The sequence below is a fragment of the Streptomyces sp. NPDC107562 genome (assembly GCF_055657325.1).
Map to the genome: position 1 here is coordinate 155,557 of NZ_JBVKBE010000012.1, position 18,042 is coordinate 173,598.

Sequence of the window (18,042 nt, forward strand, 5' to 3'; positions counted from 1 at the left end):
CAGCCATGAGTGAGGATGTGCGGTTGGTCGCCTGGGTGCGGGGACGCGTCCAAGGTGTGGGTTTTCGCTGGTTCACGCGGGCCAAGGCCCTGGAGATCGGCGGCCTCAGTGGTTTTGCTCTCAATCTCGCCGACGGCCGCGTCCAGGTGGTCGCGGAGGGGCCGCGCCAGGGCTGTCAGGGACTCCTGGACTGGCTGGAGGGGGACGACACGCCCGGGCGGGTGGAAGGCGTCACCGAGATCTGGGACACACCGCGCGGCGGCTACGACGGCTTCGCCATCCGCTGACGCGACGCGGCGCGAGGCCCGCCGGACCGGTCCGCCGGGCGCCGGCGGCCCCCGCCCGGAGCGGAAACGAGCAGGTGATTGCCGAGAACCGCTTGCCTTGGCAGACTCCACACGCAAGGATGATCGCCACGCCCTGAGTGCCCCGCGGAAATCCCCGCGCCGCCGTTTCCGGCCGCGCGTCGGCGGGTTGACCCCCAATACAGGGCGTGATCGTGTTGACCGTCAAACTTTTTGGTGAGACGCTGAAAGCCCCGCGCACCTTAGCTGTTTGGCATGTATGAACGCCAGCACAACTCCACAGTGCCAAGCGGCCGCGGGTGCGAATCCCTCACGACCCACACCGCATCGGTCGGTCACTCAGTGTGGAGGACCATCCATCATGGCAAAGGCGCTTCTCGGTTACGTCGGCGGCTCCGACCCTCGACTCCTCGCCGAGATGCGACGGCTCCAGCAGCGCGTACAGGACCTGGAATCCGAGCTCGGACGGATCCAGGCCGAGAACGAGGCGCTGACGGCTGCCGCTTCTCACCACGACAGGATCATGGAGAGCGTCGACGCACACCAGGCGGAGCCTGCGCTCACCTGATCACTGCGTCGCACGACGACACACAGTGGTTGGGCTGCCCGTATCAACCGCTCAGTTGTCAGAAGTCGCAAGGGACGCTTCGGCGTCCCTTCTTTCTTGTCTCTCCTGCCCCCGTGCCGCCGGCCCCCCGTGCTTTCTTGCTCCGCGCATCCTTTCAGCGTCTTTAACGTTTGGTGTGCCCTGCGCGTTCAGCGGCGAAACCGTGGGTTCATGGAGTGGGACAACCCCGGAAGGTAGAGTCCAGCGGCGTGCACCTCAAGGCCCTGACCCTCCGCGGGTTCAAGTCGTTCGCCTCCGCGACCACGCTCCGGTTCGAGCCGGGCATCACGTGCGTCGTCGGACCGAACGGCTCGGGCAAGTCCAACGTCGTGGACGCGCTGAGCTGGGTCATGGGCGAGCAGGGCGCCAAGTCGTTGCGCGGCGGCAAGATGGAGGACGTCATCTTCGCCGGCACCACCGGCCGCCCGCCGCTCGGCCGGGCCGAGGTGTCGCTCACGATCGACAACTCCGACGGGGCGCTGCCCATCGAGTACGCCGAGGTCACCATCACGCGGATCATGTTCCGCAACGGTGGCAGCGAGTACCAGATCAACGGCGACACATGCCGTCTCCTCGACATCCAGGAGCTGCTCTCCGACTCCGGCATCGGCCGCGAGATGCACGTCATCGTCGGCCAGGGCCAGCTCGACTCCGTACTGCACGCCGATCCGATGGGCCGCCGCGCCTTCATCGAGGAGGCCGCCGGAGTCCTCAAGCACCGCAAGCGCAAGGAGAAGGCGCTGCGGAAGCTGGACGCGATGCAGGCCAACCTGGCGCGTGTGCAGGACCTGACCGACGAGCTGCGGCGCCAGCTGAAGCCCCTGGGCCGGCAGGCGGCGGTCGCCCGCCGGGCCGCCGTCATCCAGGCCGATCTGCGCGACGCCCGGCTGCGGCTGCTGGCCGACGATCTCGTCCGGCTCAAGGAGGCGCTCCAGGCGGAGGTCGCCGACGAGGCCGCGCTGAAGGAACGCAAGGAGGCCGCCGAGCAGGAGCTGCGCAAGGCGCTCCAGCGCGAGGCGCTCCTGGAGGACGAGGTCCGCCGCCTCACCCCGCGCCTGCAGCGTGCGCAGCAGACCTGGTACGAGCTGTCCCAGCTGGCCGAACGGGTGCGCGGCACCATCTCGCTGGCCGAGGCGCGGGTCAAGAGCGCCACCTCCGCCCCGCCCGAGGAGCGGCGCGGCCGTGACCCCGAGAACATGGAGCGCGAGGCCCACCGCGTCCGCGAGCAGGAGGCCGAGCTGGAGGCGGCCCTGGAGGCGGCCCAGCGCGCCCTCGACGACACGGTCGCCCACCGCGCCGAGCTGGAGCGCGAGCTGGCGTCCGAGGAGCGCCGTCTGAAGGACGCGGCCCGCGCCATCGCCGACCGCCGCGAGGGGCTGGCCCGGCTGAACGGCCAGGTCGGCGCGGCCCGTTCACGCGCGGCCTCCGCCCAGGCCGAGATCGACCGCCTCGCCGCTTCCCGCGACGAGGCGCAGGAGCGGGCGGTCGCCGCGCAGGAGGAGTACGAGGCGCTCAAGGCCGAGGTCGACGGTCTCGACGCGGGCGACGCCGAACTCGCCGAGCGGCACGAGGCGGCCAAGCGGCAGCTGACCGAGGCGGAGTCCGCGCTCGCCGCGGCCCGGGAGGCGGCCACGGCGGCCGAACGCAGCCGGGCCGCGACGCAGGCCCGCCACGACGCCCTCGCCATGGGCCTGCGGCGCAAGGACGGCACCGGAATACTGCTCGGAGCGCGCGACCGGCTCACCGGGGTCCTGGGCCCGGCGGCGGAGCTGCTCTCGGTGACACCGGGCTACGAGGTACCGCTCGCCGCGGCCTTCGGGGCGGCGGCCGACGCGATCGCCGCCACGACCCCGGCCTCGGCCGCCGAGGCGATCCGCCTGCTGCGCAAGCAGGACGGCGGCCGCGCGGCCCTGCTGCTGGCGGGCGCGCCGGAAGAGCCGGCGCCGGGACCCGGAACGCCGCGGGCGGACGCCGGGACGCACGGCCCTGACGGGCCCGCGCCCGACCGTCGGTCTCCCGCGGGGCCGTCCTCGCAGCCCTTCGCCGCCGAGCTGGTCCGGGGCCCTGCCGAGCTGATGCCCGCCGTACGGCGGCTGCTGCGGAACATCGTCGTCGTCGGCACCCTGGAGGACGCCGAGGACCTCGTCTACGCGCGGCCCGACCTCACGGCAGTCACCGCCGAAGGGGACCTGCTCGGGGCGCATTTCGCGCACGGCGGTTCCGCGGGCGCGCCCAGTCTGCTGGAGGTGCAGGCGTCCGTCGACGAGGCCGCCGCCGAGCTCGAGGAGCTGGCCGTGCGCTGCGAGGAGCTCGCCGAGGCGCAGCGGGCGGCCGGTGAGCGGCGCAAGGAGATCGCCGGGCTCGTCGAGGAGCTGGGGGAGCGGCGACGGTCCGCCGACCGGGAGAAGTCGTCCGTGGCGCAGCAGCTCGGGCGCCTCGCCGGGCAGGCCAGGGCCGCCGCCGGGGAGGCCGAGCGGAGCGTCGCGGCGGCCGCGCGGGCGCAGGAGGCGCTCGACAAGGCCCTCATGGACGTCGAGGAACTCGCCGAACGGCTCGCGGTCGCCGAGGAGATGCCGATCGAGGAGGAGCCGGACACCTCCGCGCGGGACCGGCTCGCCGCCGACGGCGCCAACGCCCGGCAGACCGAGATGGAGGCCCGCCTGCAGGTCCGTACCCATGAGGAGCGGGTCAAGGGGCTCGCCGGACGGGCCGACTCCCTCGACCGGGCCGCGCGCGCCGAACGTGAGGCACGCGCGCGTGCCGAGCAGCGCAAGGCGCGCCTGCGGCACGAGGCGGCCGTCGCCCAGGCCGTCGCCTCCGGTGCCCGCCAGCTGCTGGCGCACGTCGAGGTCTCCCTCGCCCGCGCCGAGGAGGAGCGCACCGCCGCCGAGACCGCCAAGGCGCGCCGCGAGCAGGAACTCACCGCGGCCCGTACCGAGGGCCGTGACCTCAAGGCCGAACTCGACAAGCTGACCGACTCCGTGCACCGGGGCGAGGTGCTCGGCGCCGAGAAGCGGATGCGGATCGAACAGCTGGAGAGCAAGGCGCTGGAGGAGCTGGGTGTCGAACCCGCCGGTCTGATCGCAGAGTACGGTCCGGCTCAGCTCGTACCGCCGTCTCCGCCCGCCGAGGGCGAGGAGCTGCCGGAGGATCCCGAGCACCCGCGCAACCGGCCGAAGCCCTTCGTGCGGGCCGAGCAGGAGAAGCGGCTGAAGTCGGCGGAGCGGGCCTACCAGCAGCTCGGCAAGGTGAATCCGCTGGCGCTGGAGGAGTTCGCGGCGCTGGAGGAGCGGCACAAGTTCCTCAGCGAGCAGCTGGAGGACCTGAAGAAGACCCGCGCCGACCTGCTCCAGGTCGTCAAGGAGGTCGACCTGCGGGTCGAGCAGGTCTTCACCGAGGCCTACTGGGACACCGCCCGCGAGTTCGAGGGCGTCTTCAGCCGGCTCTTCCCCGGGGGCGAGGGGCGGCTGGTGCTGACCGATCCCGACAACATGCTCACCACGGGTGTGGACGTCGAGGCGCGCCCCCCGGGCAAGAAGGTCAAGCGGCTGAGTCTGCTCTCCGGCGGTGAGCGGTCGCTGACCGCCGTCGCGCTGCTGGTGTCGATCTTCAAGGCGAGACCCAGTCCGTTCTATGTGATGGACGAGGTCGAGGCCGCGCTCGACGACACCAACCTGCAGCGGCTGATCCGGATCATGCAGGAGCTGCAGGAGGCCTCGCAGCTCATCGTCATCACGCACCAGAAGCGGACGATGGAGGTCGCCGACGCGCTGTACGGCGTCTCGATGCAGGGCGACGGTGTGTCGAAGGTCATCAGCCAGCGGCTGCGCTGAGGCCCCTCGATGGCATCGACGTTCAAGTTGTGAACACAAACCCCTCACTTATAGGGCTAAGATTCTTAACATCAACCTATTGACTACGAAACTTGAACGCATAGTCTCTCCCACGTTGTTTTTGCCTTCAGGTTTCGCCACCTGCGAGGGCTGACCCCCCACTCCGGCAGTGTCGCCGGTGGCCCGAGGAGTACACGTGACCAGCACACCGCAGGCACCCAAGCCAGGAGCCAGGCCGGCTCAGCCCGAACATCTCGGGCACGTCATCTTCATCGCGGCGGCGGCCGCGATGGGCGGTTTCCTCTTCGGCTACGACAGTTCCGTGATCAACGGTGCGGTCGAGGCCATCAGGGACCGCTACGACATCGGCTCCGCGGCGCTGGCGCAGGTCATCGCCGTCGCGCTGATCGGCTGCGCGATCGGCGCCGCGACGGCGGGCCGGATCGCCGACCGTATCGGCCGCATCCGCTGCATGCAGATCGCCGCGGTGCTGTTCACCGTGAGCGCCGTCGGTTCCGCCCTGCCCTTCTCGCTGTACGACCTCGCCTTCTGGCGTGTGATCGGCGGTTTCGCCATCGGCATGGCGTCCGTGATCGGCCCGGCCTACATCGCCGAGGTCGCCCCGCCCGCCTACCGCGGCCGTCTCGGCTCCTTCCAGCAGGCCGCGATCGTGGTCGGTATCGCCATCTCGCAGCTGGTCAACTGGGGCATCCTGAACGCCGCCGGCGGCGACCAGCGCGGTGAGCTGCTGGGCGTGGAGGCCTGGCAGCTGATGCTCGGCGTCATGGTCGTCCCGGCCGTCCTGTACGGCCTGCTCTCCTTCGCCATCCCCGAGTCCCCGCGCTACCTGATCTCCGTCGGCAAGCGCGAGCGCGCCCGCGAGATCCTCGCCGAGGTCGAGGGCCGTGACATCGATCTCGACTCGCGCGTCACCGAGATCGAGCACGCCATGAAGCGCGAGCACAAGTCGACCTTCAAGGACCTGCTCGGCGGCAGCTTCTACTTCAAGCCGATCGTCTGGGTCGGCATCGGCCTGTCGGTGTTCCAGCAGTTCGTCGGCATCAACGTCGCGTTCTACTACTCCGCGACGCTGTGGCAGTCGGTCGGCGTGGACCCGGCGGACTCGTTCTTCTACTCCTTCACCACGTCGATCATCAACATCGTCGGCACGGTCATCGCGATGATCTTCGTCGACCGCATCGGCCGCCGGCCCCTCGCGATCATCGGCTCGGTCGGCATGGTGATCGGCCTCGCGCTGGAGGCCTGGGCGTTCTCCTTCGACCTCGTGGACGGCAGGCTCCCGGCGACGCAGGGCTGGGTCGCCCTGATCGCCGCCCATGTGTTCGTCCTCTTCTTCGCCCTGTCGTGGGGTGTGGTCGTCTGGGTCATGCTCGGCGAGATGTTCCCGAACCGGATCCGCGCCGCCGCGCTGGGCGTGGCCGCGGCCGCGCAGTGGATCGCCAACTGGGCCATCACCGCGAGCTTCCCGTCGCTGGCCGACTGGAACCTCTCCGCGACCTACGTGATCTACACCGTCTTCGCGGCGCTCTCCATCCCGTTCGTCCTGAAGTTCGTGAAGGAGACGAAGGGCAAGTCGCTGGAGGAGATGGGCTGAGTCCCACCCCGAGGCCCTCGACGCGAGGAGGGCCCGAGGAGAGCTCGACGAGAGCCCGAGGAGAGGGGCCAAGTCCCCGCTGCCCTTCTCCTCGCCCTCGTGGAGAGGTGCTGCCCCGGCTCAGCCACTGAGCCGGGGCAGCACCTTCTCGCAGAACAACCGCAGACTGCGCCAGCCCTCCTCCAGCGGCATCCCGCCGGCCAGCGGATGCAGGACGAGGTTGTCCAGGCCCTGCGCCACGCACGCCTGCGGTGTCAGCACCCGGTAGACGCCCTCGGCACGCAGCTCCGCCACCGTCGTCGCCGCCGACCGCACGGCCGAGCGGATGTCCGCCGACTGCCAGGAGGCGTACGTGCGCGCCTCGTGCAGGAAGTGCCTCCCGTGCTCCGCCCATGTCCGGTCCGGGTCCTCGGCGAGGTGCAGCAGCGGCGTCTCGGCGGACGGCATCATGGTCCAGCCCTCGGTGCCGTACTCCACCAGGCGTTCCTTGTAGTACGCCTCCAGCTCGGGCAGGTGCGCGCTGGGGAAGAACGGCAGACCGAGGCGGGCGGCGCGGCGGGCGGCGGCCTGGGAGGAGCCGCCGACCAGGAGCAGCGGGTGCGGGTCGGAGTACGGACGCGGTGTGACGCGCACCGTTCGTCCCCGGTAGGTGAACTCCTCCCCGGTCCAGGCGCTCAGCACCGTCTCCAGCACCTCGTCCTGCAACCGCCCGCGCGCCGCCCAGTCCACGCCGAACAGCTCGTACTCCTGCGGCCGGTACCCGATCCCCGCGACGGTCACCAGCCGCCCGCCGCTCAGCAGGTCCAGTACGGCGATGTCCTCGGCCAGCCGCAGCGGGTCGTGCAGCGGGCCGATGACCGCCGAGACGGTGACCGCGAGGTGGCGGGTGGCGCCGAGCACCGCTCCCGCGAAGGTGAACGGCGAGGGCAGCCAGTTGTCGGGCACCCCGTGGTGCTCCTCCGTCTGCACGGTGGTGATCCCGTGGTCGTCGGCGTACCGGGCCATCTCCAGGGCCGTCCGGTAGCGGGCGTGCAGGGAGGCGGGGGTGGCACCGGGTTCGACGAGGTTGAAACGGACGACCGAGACGGGCATGGGATCCCCTTCGCCGGGCGGATGTGGAGGGGGACGGTAGCTGACGAGGCGTCAGGTTTCCAGAGACGGGGCGCCGGGCAGGGCCACCGGAGCCACGCGTCACTTGGACGAACGCACAAACTGGGCCGCCGGAGCCCCATGGCTGATACTGGACGGGTTATGGAAATCGTCATCCTTGCTGTAGTCATCGCCGTGGTCGTGATCGGCGCGATCGGCGGGCTCGTCATCGGCAGCCGGCGGAAGAAGTCGCTGCCCCCGCCGCCGCCCACGACGCCCGACATCACCGCACCTCCGGCCGAGCCGCATGTCGGCGACGAGGCCGAGACGCCGCGGGAGGAACCGCGCCGCACGATAGAGGAGGTGGACCTCCCCGACGGCTCGGCCCCGGTCGCCGTCGAGGAACCGCCCGTCGTCGAGCTCCCGCCGACCGAGATCGAGGTCCCGGAGCCCACCGCGGGGCGGCTCGTCCGCCTCCGCGCCCGTCTGTCCCGCTCCCAGAACGCCCTCGGCAAGGGACTGCTCACGCTGCTGTCGCGCGAGCACCTCGACGAGGAGACCTGGGAGGAGATCGAGGACACCCTGCTCACCGCCGACGTCGGTGTGCAGCCCACCCAGGAGCTGGTCGACCGGCTGCGCGAGCGGGTGAAGGTGCTCGGCACCCGCACCCCCGTGGAGCTGCGCGGCCTGCTGCGCGAGGAACTGCTCACCCTGGTCGGCACCGACCTCGACCGGGTCGTGAAGACCGAGCCCGAGGCCAGCAAGCCCGGCATCGTGATGGTCGTCGGCGTCAACGGCACCGGCAAGACCACCACCACCGGCAAGCTCGCCCGCGTCCTGGTGGCCGACGGCCGCAGTGTCGTCCTGGGTGCCGCCGACACGTTCCGGGCCGCCGCCGCGGACCAGCTCCAGACCTGGGGCGAGCGGGTCGGCGCCTACACCGTGCGGGGGCCGGAGGCCGGCGACCCCGCGTCCGTCGCGTTCGACGCCGTCAAGGAGGGCAAGGAGATGGGCGCCGACGTGGTGCTCATCGACACCGCCGGCCGGCTGCACACCAAGACCGGCCTCATGGACGAGCTCGGCAAGGTCAAGCGGGTCGTCGAGAAGCACGCTCCCCTGGACGAGATCCTCCTCGTCCTCGACGCCACCACCGGCCAGAACGGCCTCGTCCAGGCGCGCGTCTTCGCCGAGGTCGTCGACATCACGGGCATCGTCCTCACCAAGCTGGACGGCACCGCCAAGGGCGGCATCGTCGTCGCCGTGCAGCGGGAACTCGGCGTCCCGGTCAAGCTGATCGGGCTCGGCGAGGGCGCGGACGATCTGGCGCCGTTCGAGCCGGAAGCGTTCGTGGATGCGCTTATCGGGGAGTGAGTGCCCACCGACATCCGCACACAAGGAAGCGCCCGCCCCGAGTCACCGGTGGCGGGCGCTTCGTCGTGCGAGGGTCCGACCGGCGGGGCAGCGGCTTCGTCACCGTGGTGTGGCTGGTCGCCAGGCCGTCCGCCGTGGTGCGGTGCCCTCCCGTCGCGCTGCGGTGCCGGGCGGGCACGGCAGTCGCGTCGCGATGCCCCGTGCCGGCAGGCTCCTGCCGTCCCGCGGTGGCGTGCTTGGCTCGGAGGTGTGGCTGGGCGGCATGGTCGCCAGGCCGTTCGCCGTGGTGCGGTGCCCGTCCCGGGGTGATGTCAGGTGGCGACCGAGGTGCGCGACGGGCGGGGCCGTCCGACAAGCCGGTGCGGGGCGCGCGGGCACGGCCGCCCGGGGCCGGCGGTGGTCACGCCCGTGAGCGGTGGGCGAGGTAGGCCAGCGTGCCCAGCAGGAGCCGGGCCGCCGGGGGCTTGCGGGCCGAGTCCAGGTCCGGGGGGCGCAGCCAGCGCACCGGACCGAGGCCGCCACGGTCGGAGGGCGGGGCCGTGATGTACGTACCCCGGCCGAGGCCGCGCAGGTCGAGGCGGGGGTCGTCCCAGCCCATGCGGTACAGCAACGCGGGCAGCTCGGGCGCGGAGCCCGGCGCGACGAGGAAGTGGGCGCGGCCGTCGGGGGTGGCGGCCACGGGGCCGAGGGGCAGGCCCATGCGTTCCAGCCGGACCAGCGCGCGCCGCCCCGCGGGTTCGGCCACCTCGATCACGTCGAACGCCCGCCCGACCGGCAGCATCACCGCGGCGCCCGGGAACTGGTCCCACGCGGTGGTCACCTCGTCCAGCGTCGCCCCGGCCGGGACCTCCGGCGCGAAGTCCAGTGGATGCGCGCCCGGCGCGCGGCAGTCGGAGCGCCCGCAGGAGCAGGCGCTCGCGGCGGCCCGTGCGCCGGGGACGACGTCCCAGCCCCACAGGCCGGTGTACTCCGCCACGGCGGTGCACTCCGAGGCGCGGCCCCGGCGACGCGAGCCGGACCTGATGTCGCGGATCCCCCGACTGCTGCCGATCGTGAAGCCCATGCCCCCTCCAACGGGTCCGACACATCGGTGGTTACGAGCCGGAATCAGAACGTGACTCTCCGTTTCCGATTTCCCACTGCCGCGCGGTCCAGACGGCTTCCGGAAGCATCCCGGGTGGTGTACGCAGGACTGTGCGCCCCTGAGCGCACCCGTCCGCCCGCTTCCGTCCGGCCTATGTCAAGTGAATCGTGCGGAGGCGACGGCGAGTTCATTCGAAGGGGTGGCGAATGGTGGCGTTTCCAGGATCGCCGTGGCCGGGCGGGTGATCGTAGGATTACCGTGTGTGCACGGCAGCAGGGGCACATGCACCGGTGGGTATGCCGGAGGCAAGCAGGTTCCTCGTTCGAAGACTGAGAACTTCCGGACGGGCAACCGTACTGACGGGCATTCTGATAGGGCTTGGCGCAGTCGGTGGCAGGCGATCCGAGGGATGGGGGCGTTCCAGTGGGCGGCAGCGGCGGAAGCGGGACGAACGCTGAGAAGCGCCCGAATGAGCTGTTGGGCTCGTGGTTCGTGCGCAGCGGCTGGTCGAAGGGCGAGCTGGCACGGCAAGTGAACCGCAGGGCACGCCAGTTGGGCGCCAACCACATCTCCACCGACACCTCGCGCGTGCGCCGCTGGCTGGACGGTGAGAACCCCCGCGAGCCGATCCCGCGCATCCTGTCGGAGCTGTTCTCGGAGCGGTTCGGCTGCGTCGTCTCCATCGAGGACCTCGGCCTGCGCGCCGCCCGCCAGTCGCCCTCGTCCCACGGCGTGGACCTGCCCTGGACGGGCCCCCAAGCGGTCGCGCTGCTCAACGAGTTCTCGCGCAGCGACCTGATGCTCGCCCGTCGCGGCTTCCTCGGCACCTCACTCGCGCTGTCCGCAGGACCGGCCCTGATCGAGCCCATGCAGCGCTGGCTGGTCCCCTCGCCGCCCTCCCCGCGGCCGGAGCCCTCCTCGGTGCCGTCCACCCGCGCGCGGGGCCGGCTGTCCAAGCCGGAGCTGGACCTGCTGGAGTCCACCACGGTGATGTTCCGGCAGTGGGACGCCCAGTGCGGCGGCGGCCTGCGCCGCAAGGCGGTCGTCGGCCAGCTGCACGAGGTGACCGACCTGCTCCAGGAGCCCCAGCCCGAGCCCACCACCCGCAAGCTCTTCAAGTTCGCCGCCGAGCTGGCGGAGCTGGCCGGCTGGATGTCGTACGACGTGGGGCTCCAGCCGACCGCGCAGAAGTACTTCGTGCTGGCGCTGCACGCCGCCAAGGAGGCCGGCGACCGCCCCCTCGGCTCGTACGTGCTGTCCAGCATGAGCCGCCAGATGATCCACCTCGGGCGCCCCGAGGACGCGCTGGAGCTGATCCACCTCGCGCAGTACGGCAGCCGCGACTGCGCGAGCCCGCGCACCCAGGCGATGCTGTATGCGATGGAGGCCCGCGCGTACGCCAACATGGGTCAGCCCGGCAAGTGCAAGCGGGCCGTGCGGATGGCCGAGGACACCTTCGCCGAGGCCGACGACTGGGACGAGCCGGACCCCGACTGGATCCGCTTCTTCTCCGAGGCCGAGCTGTTCGCCGAGAACAGCCACTCCTTCCGCGACCTCGCCTACGTCGCGGGCCGCAGCCCCGCCTACGCCTCCCTGGCCGAACCCCTGATGCGCAAGGCCGTGGAGCTGTTCGCGCAGGACACCGAGCACCAGCGGTCGTACGCGCTGAACCTCATCGGCATGGCCAGTGTGCACCTGCTCCAGCGGGAGCCCGAGCAGAGCGCGGTCTTCGCCGATCAGGCCATGACCGTCGCCAAGAACGTCCGTTCCGAGCGCGTCAACACGCGTATCCGAAAGACCGTGGACACCGCGGCCCGTGACTTCGGTGACGTCGCCGAGGTCGTGGACCTCACCGAGAAGCTCGCGTTGGAGTTGCCGGAGACCGCCGAAGCGGTCTGAGCACAGCGGCGAAACCCCTGACCCCGGCCGCGGCCGGCCCTCCCGAACTGCCCGACTCGGCTCCCCCATGCCAGGTCATCGGAAGGCCGCCCGCGGCCGGTCCTTTTCCCCCGGAAAAGCGGCGGGGGAAGGTTGCGCCACGATAACGATCCCGCGGCCTCGTAGCAGGCAGTTCATGGACGCGTAACACGCACGGCGCCTTCGTCACCCCGGCGAAACAACGAGGGGCTTCCACCGAAACCGCGCTGCGTCAATGTCGTGGCGCATAACCGGCCCACCCCTCATCCCGCTCAAGGCTTCGCCCGCACGGGGCCGTATCCAACGACGAGGAGACGCCGATGGCTCCAGCCATCACGCTTGCGGCGGACGCACCCACGCTGTCGTCCGCGAACACAGGCTTCATGCTCATCTGTTCCGCCCTGGTGATGCTCATGACCCCGGGCCTGGCCTTCTTCTACGGAGGCATGGTCCGCGTCAAAAGCACCCTGAACATGCTGATGATGAGTTTCATCAGCCTGGGAATCGTCACCATTCTGTGGGTGCTGTACGGCTTCTCCATGGCGTTCGGTACGGATTCCGGCAGCCTCATCGGCTGGAACTCCGACTACGTCGGCTTCACGGGGATCGGCATCGGCGACCTGTGGGACGGCTACACCATCCCGGTCTTCGTCTTCGCCGTCTTCCAGCTGATGTTCGCGATCATCACACCCGCCCTGATCAGCGGTGCCCTCGCGGACCGCGTGAAGTTCACGGCATGGGCGCTGTTCATCACCCTGTGGGCCACGATCGTGTACTTCCCGGTCGCCCACTGGGTCTGGGGCACGGGCGGCTGGGCCTTCGAGCTGGGCGTGATCGACTTCGCCGGTGGTACGGCGGTGCACATCAACGCCGGTGCCGCGGCCCTCGGCGTGATCCTGGTGATCGGCAAGCGCATCGGCTTCAAGCGGGACCCGATGCGTCCGCACAGCCTGCCCCTGGTGATGCTCGGCGCCGGCCTGCTGTGGTTCGGCTGGTTCGGCTTCAACGCCGGCTCCTGGCTGGGCAACGACGACGGCGTGGGCGCGCTGATGTTCGTCAACACCCAGATCGCGACGGCCGCCGCCATGCTGGCCTGGCTGATCTACGAGAAGCTCCGCCACGGTGCGTTCACCACGCTGGGCGCCGCCTCCGGCGCGGTCGCCGGTCTGGTCGCCATCACCCCGGCCGGCGGCGCGGTCGACCCGCTCGGCGCGATCGCCGTGGGCGCCATCGCCGGTCTGCTGTGCGCGATGGCGGTCGGCCTGAAGTACAGGTTCGGCTACGACGACTCCCTGGACGTCGTCGGCGTCCACCTCGTCGGCGGTGTGCTCGGCTCCCTGCTGATCGGCTTCTTCGCCAGCGGCAAGGGCCAGTCCAAGGTCGAGGGCCTGTTCTACGGTGGCGGCCTGGACCAGTTCTGGAAGCAGTGCGCCGGTGTCTTCGCCGTCCTCGCCTACTCGCTGATCGTCTCCGCGATCCTCGCCTTCCTGATCGACAGGACGATCGGCATGCGGGTACCGGAGGACGACGAGGTGACCGGCATCGACCAGGCCGAGCACGCCGAGACCGCGTACGACTTCAGCGGCGCCGGCGGCGGTGCCTCCCGCACCAGCACAGTGGCCGTCACGCCCGGCGCAGCCGCGAACAAGAAGGTGGACGCATGAAGCTCATCACCGCCGTCGTCAAGCCCCACCGGCTGGACGAGATCAAGGAAGCCCTCCAGGCGTTCGGAGTACACGGACTCACGGTCACCGAGGCCAGCGGCTACGGTCGCCAGCGGGGGCACACCGAGGTCTACCGCGGCGCCGAGTACACCGTCGACCTGGTCCCCAAGATCCGTATCGAGGTGCTGGCCGAGGACGACGACGCCGAGCAGCTGATCGAGGTGATCGTGAAGGCGGCCCGCACCGGCAAGATCGGTGACGGCAAGGTCTGGTCCCTTTCGGTCGAGACCGCGGTCCGGGTCCGCACGGGCGAGCGCGGACCGGACGCGCTCTGACACGCCGAAGAACAGGAGTCGCCGGGTGACGAGCACGGGCGTACGGACGGAAGCAGAGGACTCGGGACCCAGCGGCTACGCGGCGGCCCGGCTGCGCCTCCTCACCGAGGGGGCGCGGTCCGGGCCGCCGCGCCGTGCCGCCCTGGCCGGGCTGACCGACGACTGGCTCGCGGGCCTGTTCGGGGCGGGCGCCGAGGGGCTTCGCGGGGTCTCGCTCGTGGCGGTCGGCGGTTACGGCCGCGGCGAGCTCTCCCCACGCAGTGACCTGGACCTCCTCCTGCTGCACGACAGCGGCGACCCCGCGGCGATCGCCGCCCTCGCCGACCGCATCTGGTACCCGGTCTGGGACCTGGGCCTGGCCCTCGACCACTCCGTGCGCACCCCGGCCGAGGCCCGCAGGACGGCCGGGGAGGACCTGAAGGTCCAGCTCGGCCTGCTGGACGCCCGCCACCTCGCCGGCGACCTCGGCCTGACCGCGGGCCTGCGCACCGCGGTCCTCGCCGACTGGCGCAACCAGGCACCCAAACGCCTCCCGGAACTCCAGGAACTCTGCGCGGAACGCGCCGAACGACAGGGCGAGCTGCAGTATCTGCTGGAGCCGGACCTCAAGGAGGCCCGTGGCGGCCTGCGGGACGCCACCGCCCTGCGCGCCGTCGCCGCCTCCTGGCTGGCCGACGCCCCGCGCGAAGGCCTCGACGAGGCCCGGCGCCGGCTGCTCGACGTCCGGGACGCCCTGCACCTCGCCACCGGACGGGCCACCGACCGGCTCGCCCTGCAGGAACAGGACGAGGTCGCCGCCGGGCTGGGCCTGCTCGACGCCGACACCTTGCTGCGGCAGGTGTACGAGGCGGCGCGGCTCATCTCGTACGCCGGCGACGTCACCTGGCGTGAGGTGGGGCGCGTACTGCGGTCGCGGGCCGTGCGGCCCCGGCTGAGGTCCATGCTGGGCGGGGGCAAGCAGGTCGCGGAGCGGTCCCCGCTGGCGGAGGGGGTCGTCGAGCAGGAGGGCGAGGTGGTGCTCGCCCGCGCCGCGCGCCCCGACCGCGATCCCGTGCTCCCGCTGCGCGCCGCGGCCGCCGCCGCGCAGGCCGGGCTGCCGCTCTCCCTGCACGCCGTGCGGCGCATGGCGGCCGGCGCGCGCCCGCTGCCGACGCCCTGGCCGGCCGAGGCCCGCGAACAACTGGTCACCCTGCTCGGCTCCGGCCGCCCGACCGTCGAGGTCTGGGAGGCCCTGGAGGCGGAGGGCCTGATCACCCGCCTCATCCCCGACTGGGAGCGGGTGCGCTGCCGGCCGCAGCGCAACGCCGTGCACATCTGGACCGTCGACCGGCATCTCATCGAGACCGCCGTCCGCGCCTCCGAGTTCACCCGTCGGGTCAGCCGGCCCGACCTGCTGCTGGTCGCCGCGCTGCTGCACGACATCGGCAAGGGCTGGCCGGGCGACCACTCGGTGGCGGGCGAGATCATCGCGCGGGACGTGGCGGCCCGGATCGGCTTCGACCGCGCGGACGTGTCCGTCCTCGCCACCCTCGTACGCCATCACCTGCTGCTCATCGAGACCGCCACCCGGCGTGACCTGGAGGACCCCGCCACCGTGCGCGCGGTCGCCGAGGCGGTCGGCTCGCACGGCACGCTGGAGCTGCTGCACGCGCTCACCGAGGCCGACGCCCTGGCCACCGGGCCGGCCGCCTGGTCGACCTGGCGGGGCTCCCTCGTCGCCGACCTGGTGAAACGGGTCTCGGCGGTGCTCGCGGGGGACGCCCCGGCCGACCCGGAGGCCGCCGCGCCCACCGCCGAGCAGGAACGGCTCGCCCTGGAGGCGATCGCGACGGGCAGCCCGGTGCTGTCGCTGCGGGCCCAGACCGAGGTGCCCACCGAGGAGCCGTCCGGCGAGCCCGAGCCGCTCGGCGTGGAGCTCCTGATCGCCGTGCCGGACCAGCCCGGTGTGCTGCCCGCCGTGTCCGGCGTGCTGGCCATGCACCGTCTGACCGTGCGCGCGGCCGAGCTGCGAGCCCTGGAGCTGCCCGCCGGCGTCGACGGGTCGGTGCTGCTGCTGGACTGGCGGGTCGCCGCCGAGTACGGCTCCCTGCCGCAGGCCGCACGGCTGCGCGCGGATCTGGTCCGTGCCCTGGACGGCTCGCTCGACATCGCCGGCCGACTGGCCGAACGCGACGCCGCCTACCCGCGCCGCCGCGGTGTGGTCGCGCCCCCGCCCCGTGTGACGGTCGCGTCGGCGGCCTCCCGTCTCGCCACGGTGATCGAGGTGCGCGCCCAGGACGCCCCGGGGCTGCTCTTCCGCATCGGGCGTGCCCTGGAGGACGCCGGGGTGCGGGTGCGCAGCGCCCATGTCTCGACGCTGGGCGCGAACGCGGTCGACGCGTTCTACGTCACAGACCCGCGGGGAGCGCCGCTGCCGGGCGAGGAGGCGGTGACGGTGGCACGGAAGCTGGAGGAGATGCTCAGGGGGTGACCGCCGGGCGGCCGGGGCGCTCCTTCATGTGCTGGACGAGGACGATTCCCTTGGCGGGGCAGATACCCTGGAGGGCGATCCCTACTGTCGCCTACTGCCGAGGACCGACGCCGCCGTGTTCGATACCCTTTCCGACCGCCTCTCAGCCACCTTCAAGTCCCTCCGGGGCAAGGGGCGACTCAGTGAAGCGGACATCGACGCCACGGCTCGCGAGATCCGGATCGCGCTCCTCGAGGCGGACGTGGCGCTGCCGGTCGTCCGGAGCTTCATCAAGAACGTCAAGGAGCGTGCGCTCGGCTCCGAGGTCTCCAAGGCGCTGAACCCCGCCCAGCAGGTCCTGAAGATCGTCAACGACGAGCTCGTCACGATCCTCGGCGGCGAGACCCGGCGGCTGCGCTTCGCCAAGCAGCCGCCCACCGTGATCATGCTGGCGGGTCTGCAGGGTGCCGGTAAGACCACCCTTGCGGGCAAGCTCGGCCGGTGGCTGAAGGAGCAGGGCCACTCGCCGCTGCTGGTCGCCGCCGACCTCCAGCGCCCGAACGCCGTGAACCAGCTGAGCGTGGTCGCCGACCGCGCGGGCGTGGCCGTCTACGCGCCGGAGCCGGGCAACGGCGTAGGTGACCCGGTCAAGGTCGCCAAGGACTCGATCGACTTCGCGAAGTCCAAGGTCCACGACATCGTGATCGTGGACACCGCCGGCCGCCTCGGCATCGACCAGGAGATGATGCAGCAGGCCGCGGACATCCGCGACGCCGTCTCCCCGGACGAGATCCTGTTCGTCGTCGACGCCATGATCGGTCAGGACGCGGTCAACACCGCCGAGGCCTTCCGCGACGGCGTCGGCTTCGACGGCGTGGTGCTCTCCAAGCTCGACGGTGACGCCCGCGGTGGTGCGGCCCTGTCGATCCGCCAGATCACCGGCAAGCCGATCATGTTCGCCTCGAACGGCGAGAAGCTCGACGACTTCGACGCCTTCCACCCTGACCGGATGGCCTCCCGCATCCTCGACATGGGTGACCTGCTCACCCTGATCGAGCAGGCGGAGAAGACGTTCAGCCAGGAAGAGGCCGAGAAGATGGCCTCCAAGCTGGCGTCCAAGAAGGGCCAGGACTTCACCCTGGACGACTTCCTGGCCCAGATGGAGCAGGTCAGGAAGATGGGCAGCATCTCCAAGCTGCTCGGCATGCTGCCCGGCATGGGTCAGATCAAGGACCAGATCCAGAACCTGGACGAGCGGGACGTCGACCGCACCGCCGCGATCATCAAGTCGATGACCCCGGGCGAGCGCCAGGACCCGATGATCATCAACGGCTCGCGCCGCGCGCGTATCGCCCGCGGTTCCGGCGTCGAGGTCAGCGCCGTGAAGAACCTGGTCGAGCGGTTCTTCGAGGCCCGCAAGATGATGTCCCGCATGGCGCAGGGCGGCGGCATGCCCGGTATGCCGGGCGTCCCGGGCATGGGCGGCGGTCCCGGCCGGGCGAAGAAGCAGCAGAAGAAGGCCAAGGGCAAGCAGCGCTCCGGCAACCCGATGAAGCGCAAGCAGCAGGAGCAGGACGCCGCGGCCCGCCGTGCGGCCGCCGCCCAGGGCGGCAACGCCTTCGGGGTCCCGCAGCAGGGCGCGCAGGACTTCGAGCTGCCGGACGAGTTCAAGAAGTTCATGGGCTGACGGCACCCCTTGCCGTGACGGCGCCGGGCCACCCCTTTCCCAGGGGTGGCCCGGCGCTGTTTCCAGGGATGCCCCCGGCGCCGTAT

General features: G+C 71.5%; 12 protein-coding genes. 10 read left to right on the forward strand and 2 right to left on the reverse strand.

What is annotated here, in order from left to right; genetic code table 11:
• Positions 1 to 5: 5 nt before the first annotated feature.
• The 4 genes from ACZ7LV_RS28705 (at position 6) to ACZ7LV_RS28720 (ending at position 6,360) form a co-directional block, all read left to right on the forward strand.
• Positions 6 to 287 carry an acylphosphatase gene (locus ACZ7LV_RS28705; protein ID WP_471943431.1) on the forward strand — a complete coding sequence of 94 codons (282 nt, stop codon included), beginning with the start codon at positions 6 to 8 and terminating at the stop codon, positions 285 to 287.
• A gap of 379 nt (positions 288 to 666) precedes the next feature.
• Positions 667 to 873: a hypothetical protein gene (locus ACZ7LV_RS28710; RefSeq protein WP_401673801.1), complete on the forward strand. Its 207-nt coding sequence runs from the start codon at positions 667 to 669 to the stop codon at positions 871 to 873.
• Positions 874 to 1,121: 248 nt separating this feature from the next.
• Complete coding sequence (gene smc, locus ACZ7LV_RS28715; protein WP_471943433.1) at positions 1,122 to 4,745, forward strand: chromosome segregation protein SMC; 3,624 nt, start codon at positions 1,122 to 1,124, stop codon at positions 4,743 to 4,745.
• 196 nt (positions 4,746 to 4,941) lie between these two features.
• The gene (locus ACZ7LV_RS28720; protein ID WP_471943435.1) at positions 4,942 to 6,360 is read left to right on the forward strand and encodes a sugar porter family MFS transporter; all 1,419 of its coding nucleotides are present in this window, start codon (positions 4,942 to 4,944) and stop codon (positions 6,358 to 6,360) included.
• Between the two features lie 120 nt (positions 6,361 to 6,480).
• On the opposite strand, the gene ACZ7LV_RS28725 is transcribed toward ACZ7LV_RS28720, so the two are convergent.
• Positions 6,481 to 7,452 carry an LLM class flavin-dependent oxidoreductase gene (locus ACZ7LV_RS28725; RefSeq protein ID WP_471943437.1) on the reverse strand — a complete coding sequence of 324 codons (972 nt, stop codon included), beginning with the start codon at positions 7,450 to 7,452 and terminating at the stop codon, positions 6,481 to 6,483.
• 159 nt (positions 7,453 to 7,611) lie between these two features.
• Here ACZ7LV_RS28725 and ftsY point away from each other — a divergent pair, with 159 nt between their 5' ends.
• Positions 7,612 to 8,820, forward strand: coding sequence for a signal recognition particle-docking protein FtsY (gene ftsY / locus ACZ7LV_RS28730; protein ID WP_471943439.1), 1,209 nt, complete (start codon positions 7,612 to 7,614; stop codon positions 8,818 to 8,820).
• Positions 8,821 to 9,220: 400 nt separating this feature from the next.
• On the opposite strand, the gene ACZ7LV_RS28735 is transcribed toward ftsY, so the two are convergent.
• Positions 9,221 to 9,883: a bifunctional DNA primase/polymerase gene (locus ACZ7LV_RS28735; RefSeq protein WP_471943441.1), complete on the reverse strand. Its 663-nt coding sequence runs from the start codon at positions 9,881 to 9,883 to the stop codon at positions 9,221 to 9,223.
• Positions 9,884 to 10,327: 444 nt separating this feature from the next.
• Between ACZ7LV_RS28735 and nsdA the strand changes: the two genes are divergently transcribed.
• The 5 genes from nsdA (at position 10,328) to ffh (ending at position 17,956) form a co-directional block, all read left to right on the forward strand.
• Complete coding sequence (nsdA, locus tag ACZ7LV_RS28740; RefSeq protein WP_471943443.1) at positions 10,328 to 11,803, forward strand: transcriptional repressor NsdA; 1,476 nt, start codon at positions 10,328 to 10,330, stop codon at positions 11,801 to 11,803.
• A 338-nt stretch (positions 11,804 to 12,141) separates the two neighbouring features.
• Positions 12,142 to 13,485: an ammonium transporter gene (locus ACZ7LV_RS28745; protein ID WP_471943445.1), complete on the forward strand. Its 1,344-nt coding sequence runs from the start codon at positions 12,142 to 12,144 to the stop codon at positions 13,483 to 13,485.
• Positions 13,482 to 13,820, forward strand: a complete 339-nt coding sequence (locus ACZ7LV_RS28750) for a P-II family nitrogen regulator (protein WP_471943447.1) — start codon at positions 13,482 to 13,484, stop codon at positions 13,818 to 13,820. Before ACZ7LV_RS28745 ends, ACZ7LV_RS28750 begins: the two co-directional genes overlap by 4 nt.
• 25 nt (positions 13,821 to 13,845) lie before the next feature.
• On the forward strand, positions 13,846 to 16,290 hold the full coding sequence (locus ACZ7LV_RS28755) for a [protein-PII] uridylyltransferase (RefSeq protein WP_471943449.1): 2,445 nt from the start codon (positions 13,846 to 13,848) through the stop codon (positions 16,288 to 16,290).
• Between the two features lie 115 nt (positions 16,291 to 16,405).
• Positions 16,406 to 17,956, forward strand: coding sequence for a signal recognition particle protein (gene ffh / locus ACZ7LV_RS28760; protein ID WP_471943451.1), 1,551 nt, complete (start codon positions 16,406 to 16,408; stop codon positions 17,954 to 17,956).
• Positions 17,957 to 18,042: the final 86 nt, after the last annotated feature.

Excerpts from the sequence above, each read along its gene's own strand:
- ACZ7LV_RS28710 (WP_401673801.1), top strand. The coding sequence starts at position 667 with ATGGCAAAGGCGCTTCTCGGTTACGTCGGCGGCTCCGACCCTCGACTC.
- ACZ7LV_RS28735 (WP_471943441.1), bottom strand. The coding sequence starts at position 9,883 with ATGGGCTTCACGATCGGCAGCAGTCGGGGGATCCGCGACATCAGGTCC.
- ACZ7LV_RS28750 (WP_471943447.1), top strand. The coding sequence starts at position 13,482 with ATGAAGCTCATCACCGCCGTCGTCAAGCCCCACCGGCTGGACGAGATC.
- ACZ7LV_RS28725 (WP_471943437.1), bottom strand. The coding sequence starts at position 7,452 with ATGCCCGTCTCGGTCGTCCGTTTCAACCTCGTCGAACCCGGTGCCACC.
- ACZ7LV_RS28745 (WP_471943445.1), top strand. The coding sequence starts at position 12,142 with ATGGCTCCAGCCATCACGCTTGCGGCGGACGCACCCACGCTGTCGTCC.
- ACZ7LV_RS28705 (WP_471943431.1), top strand. The coding sequence starts at position 6 with ATGAGTGAGGATGTGCGGTTGGTCGCCTGGGTGCGGGGACGCGTCCAA.
- ftsY (WP_471943439.1), top strand. The coding sequence starts at position 7,612 with ATGGAAATCGTCATCCTTGCTGTAGTCATCGCCGTGGTCGTGATCGGC.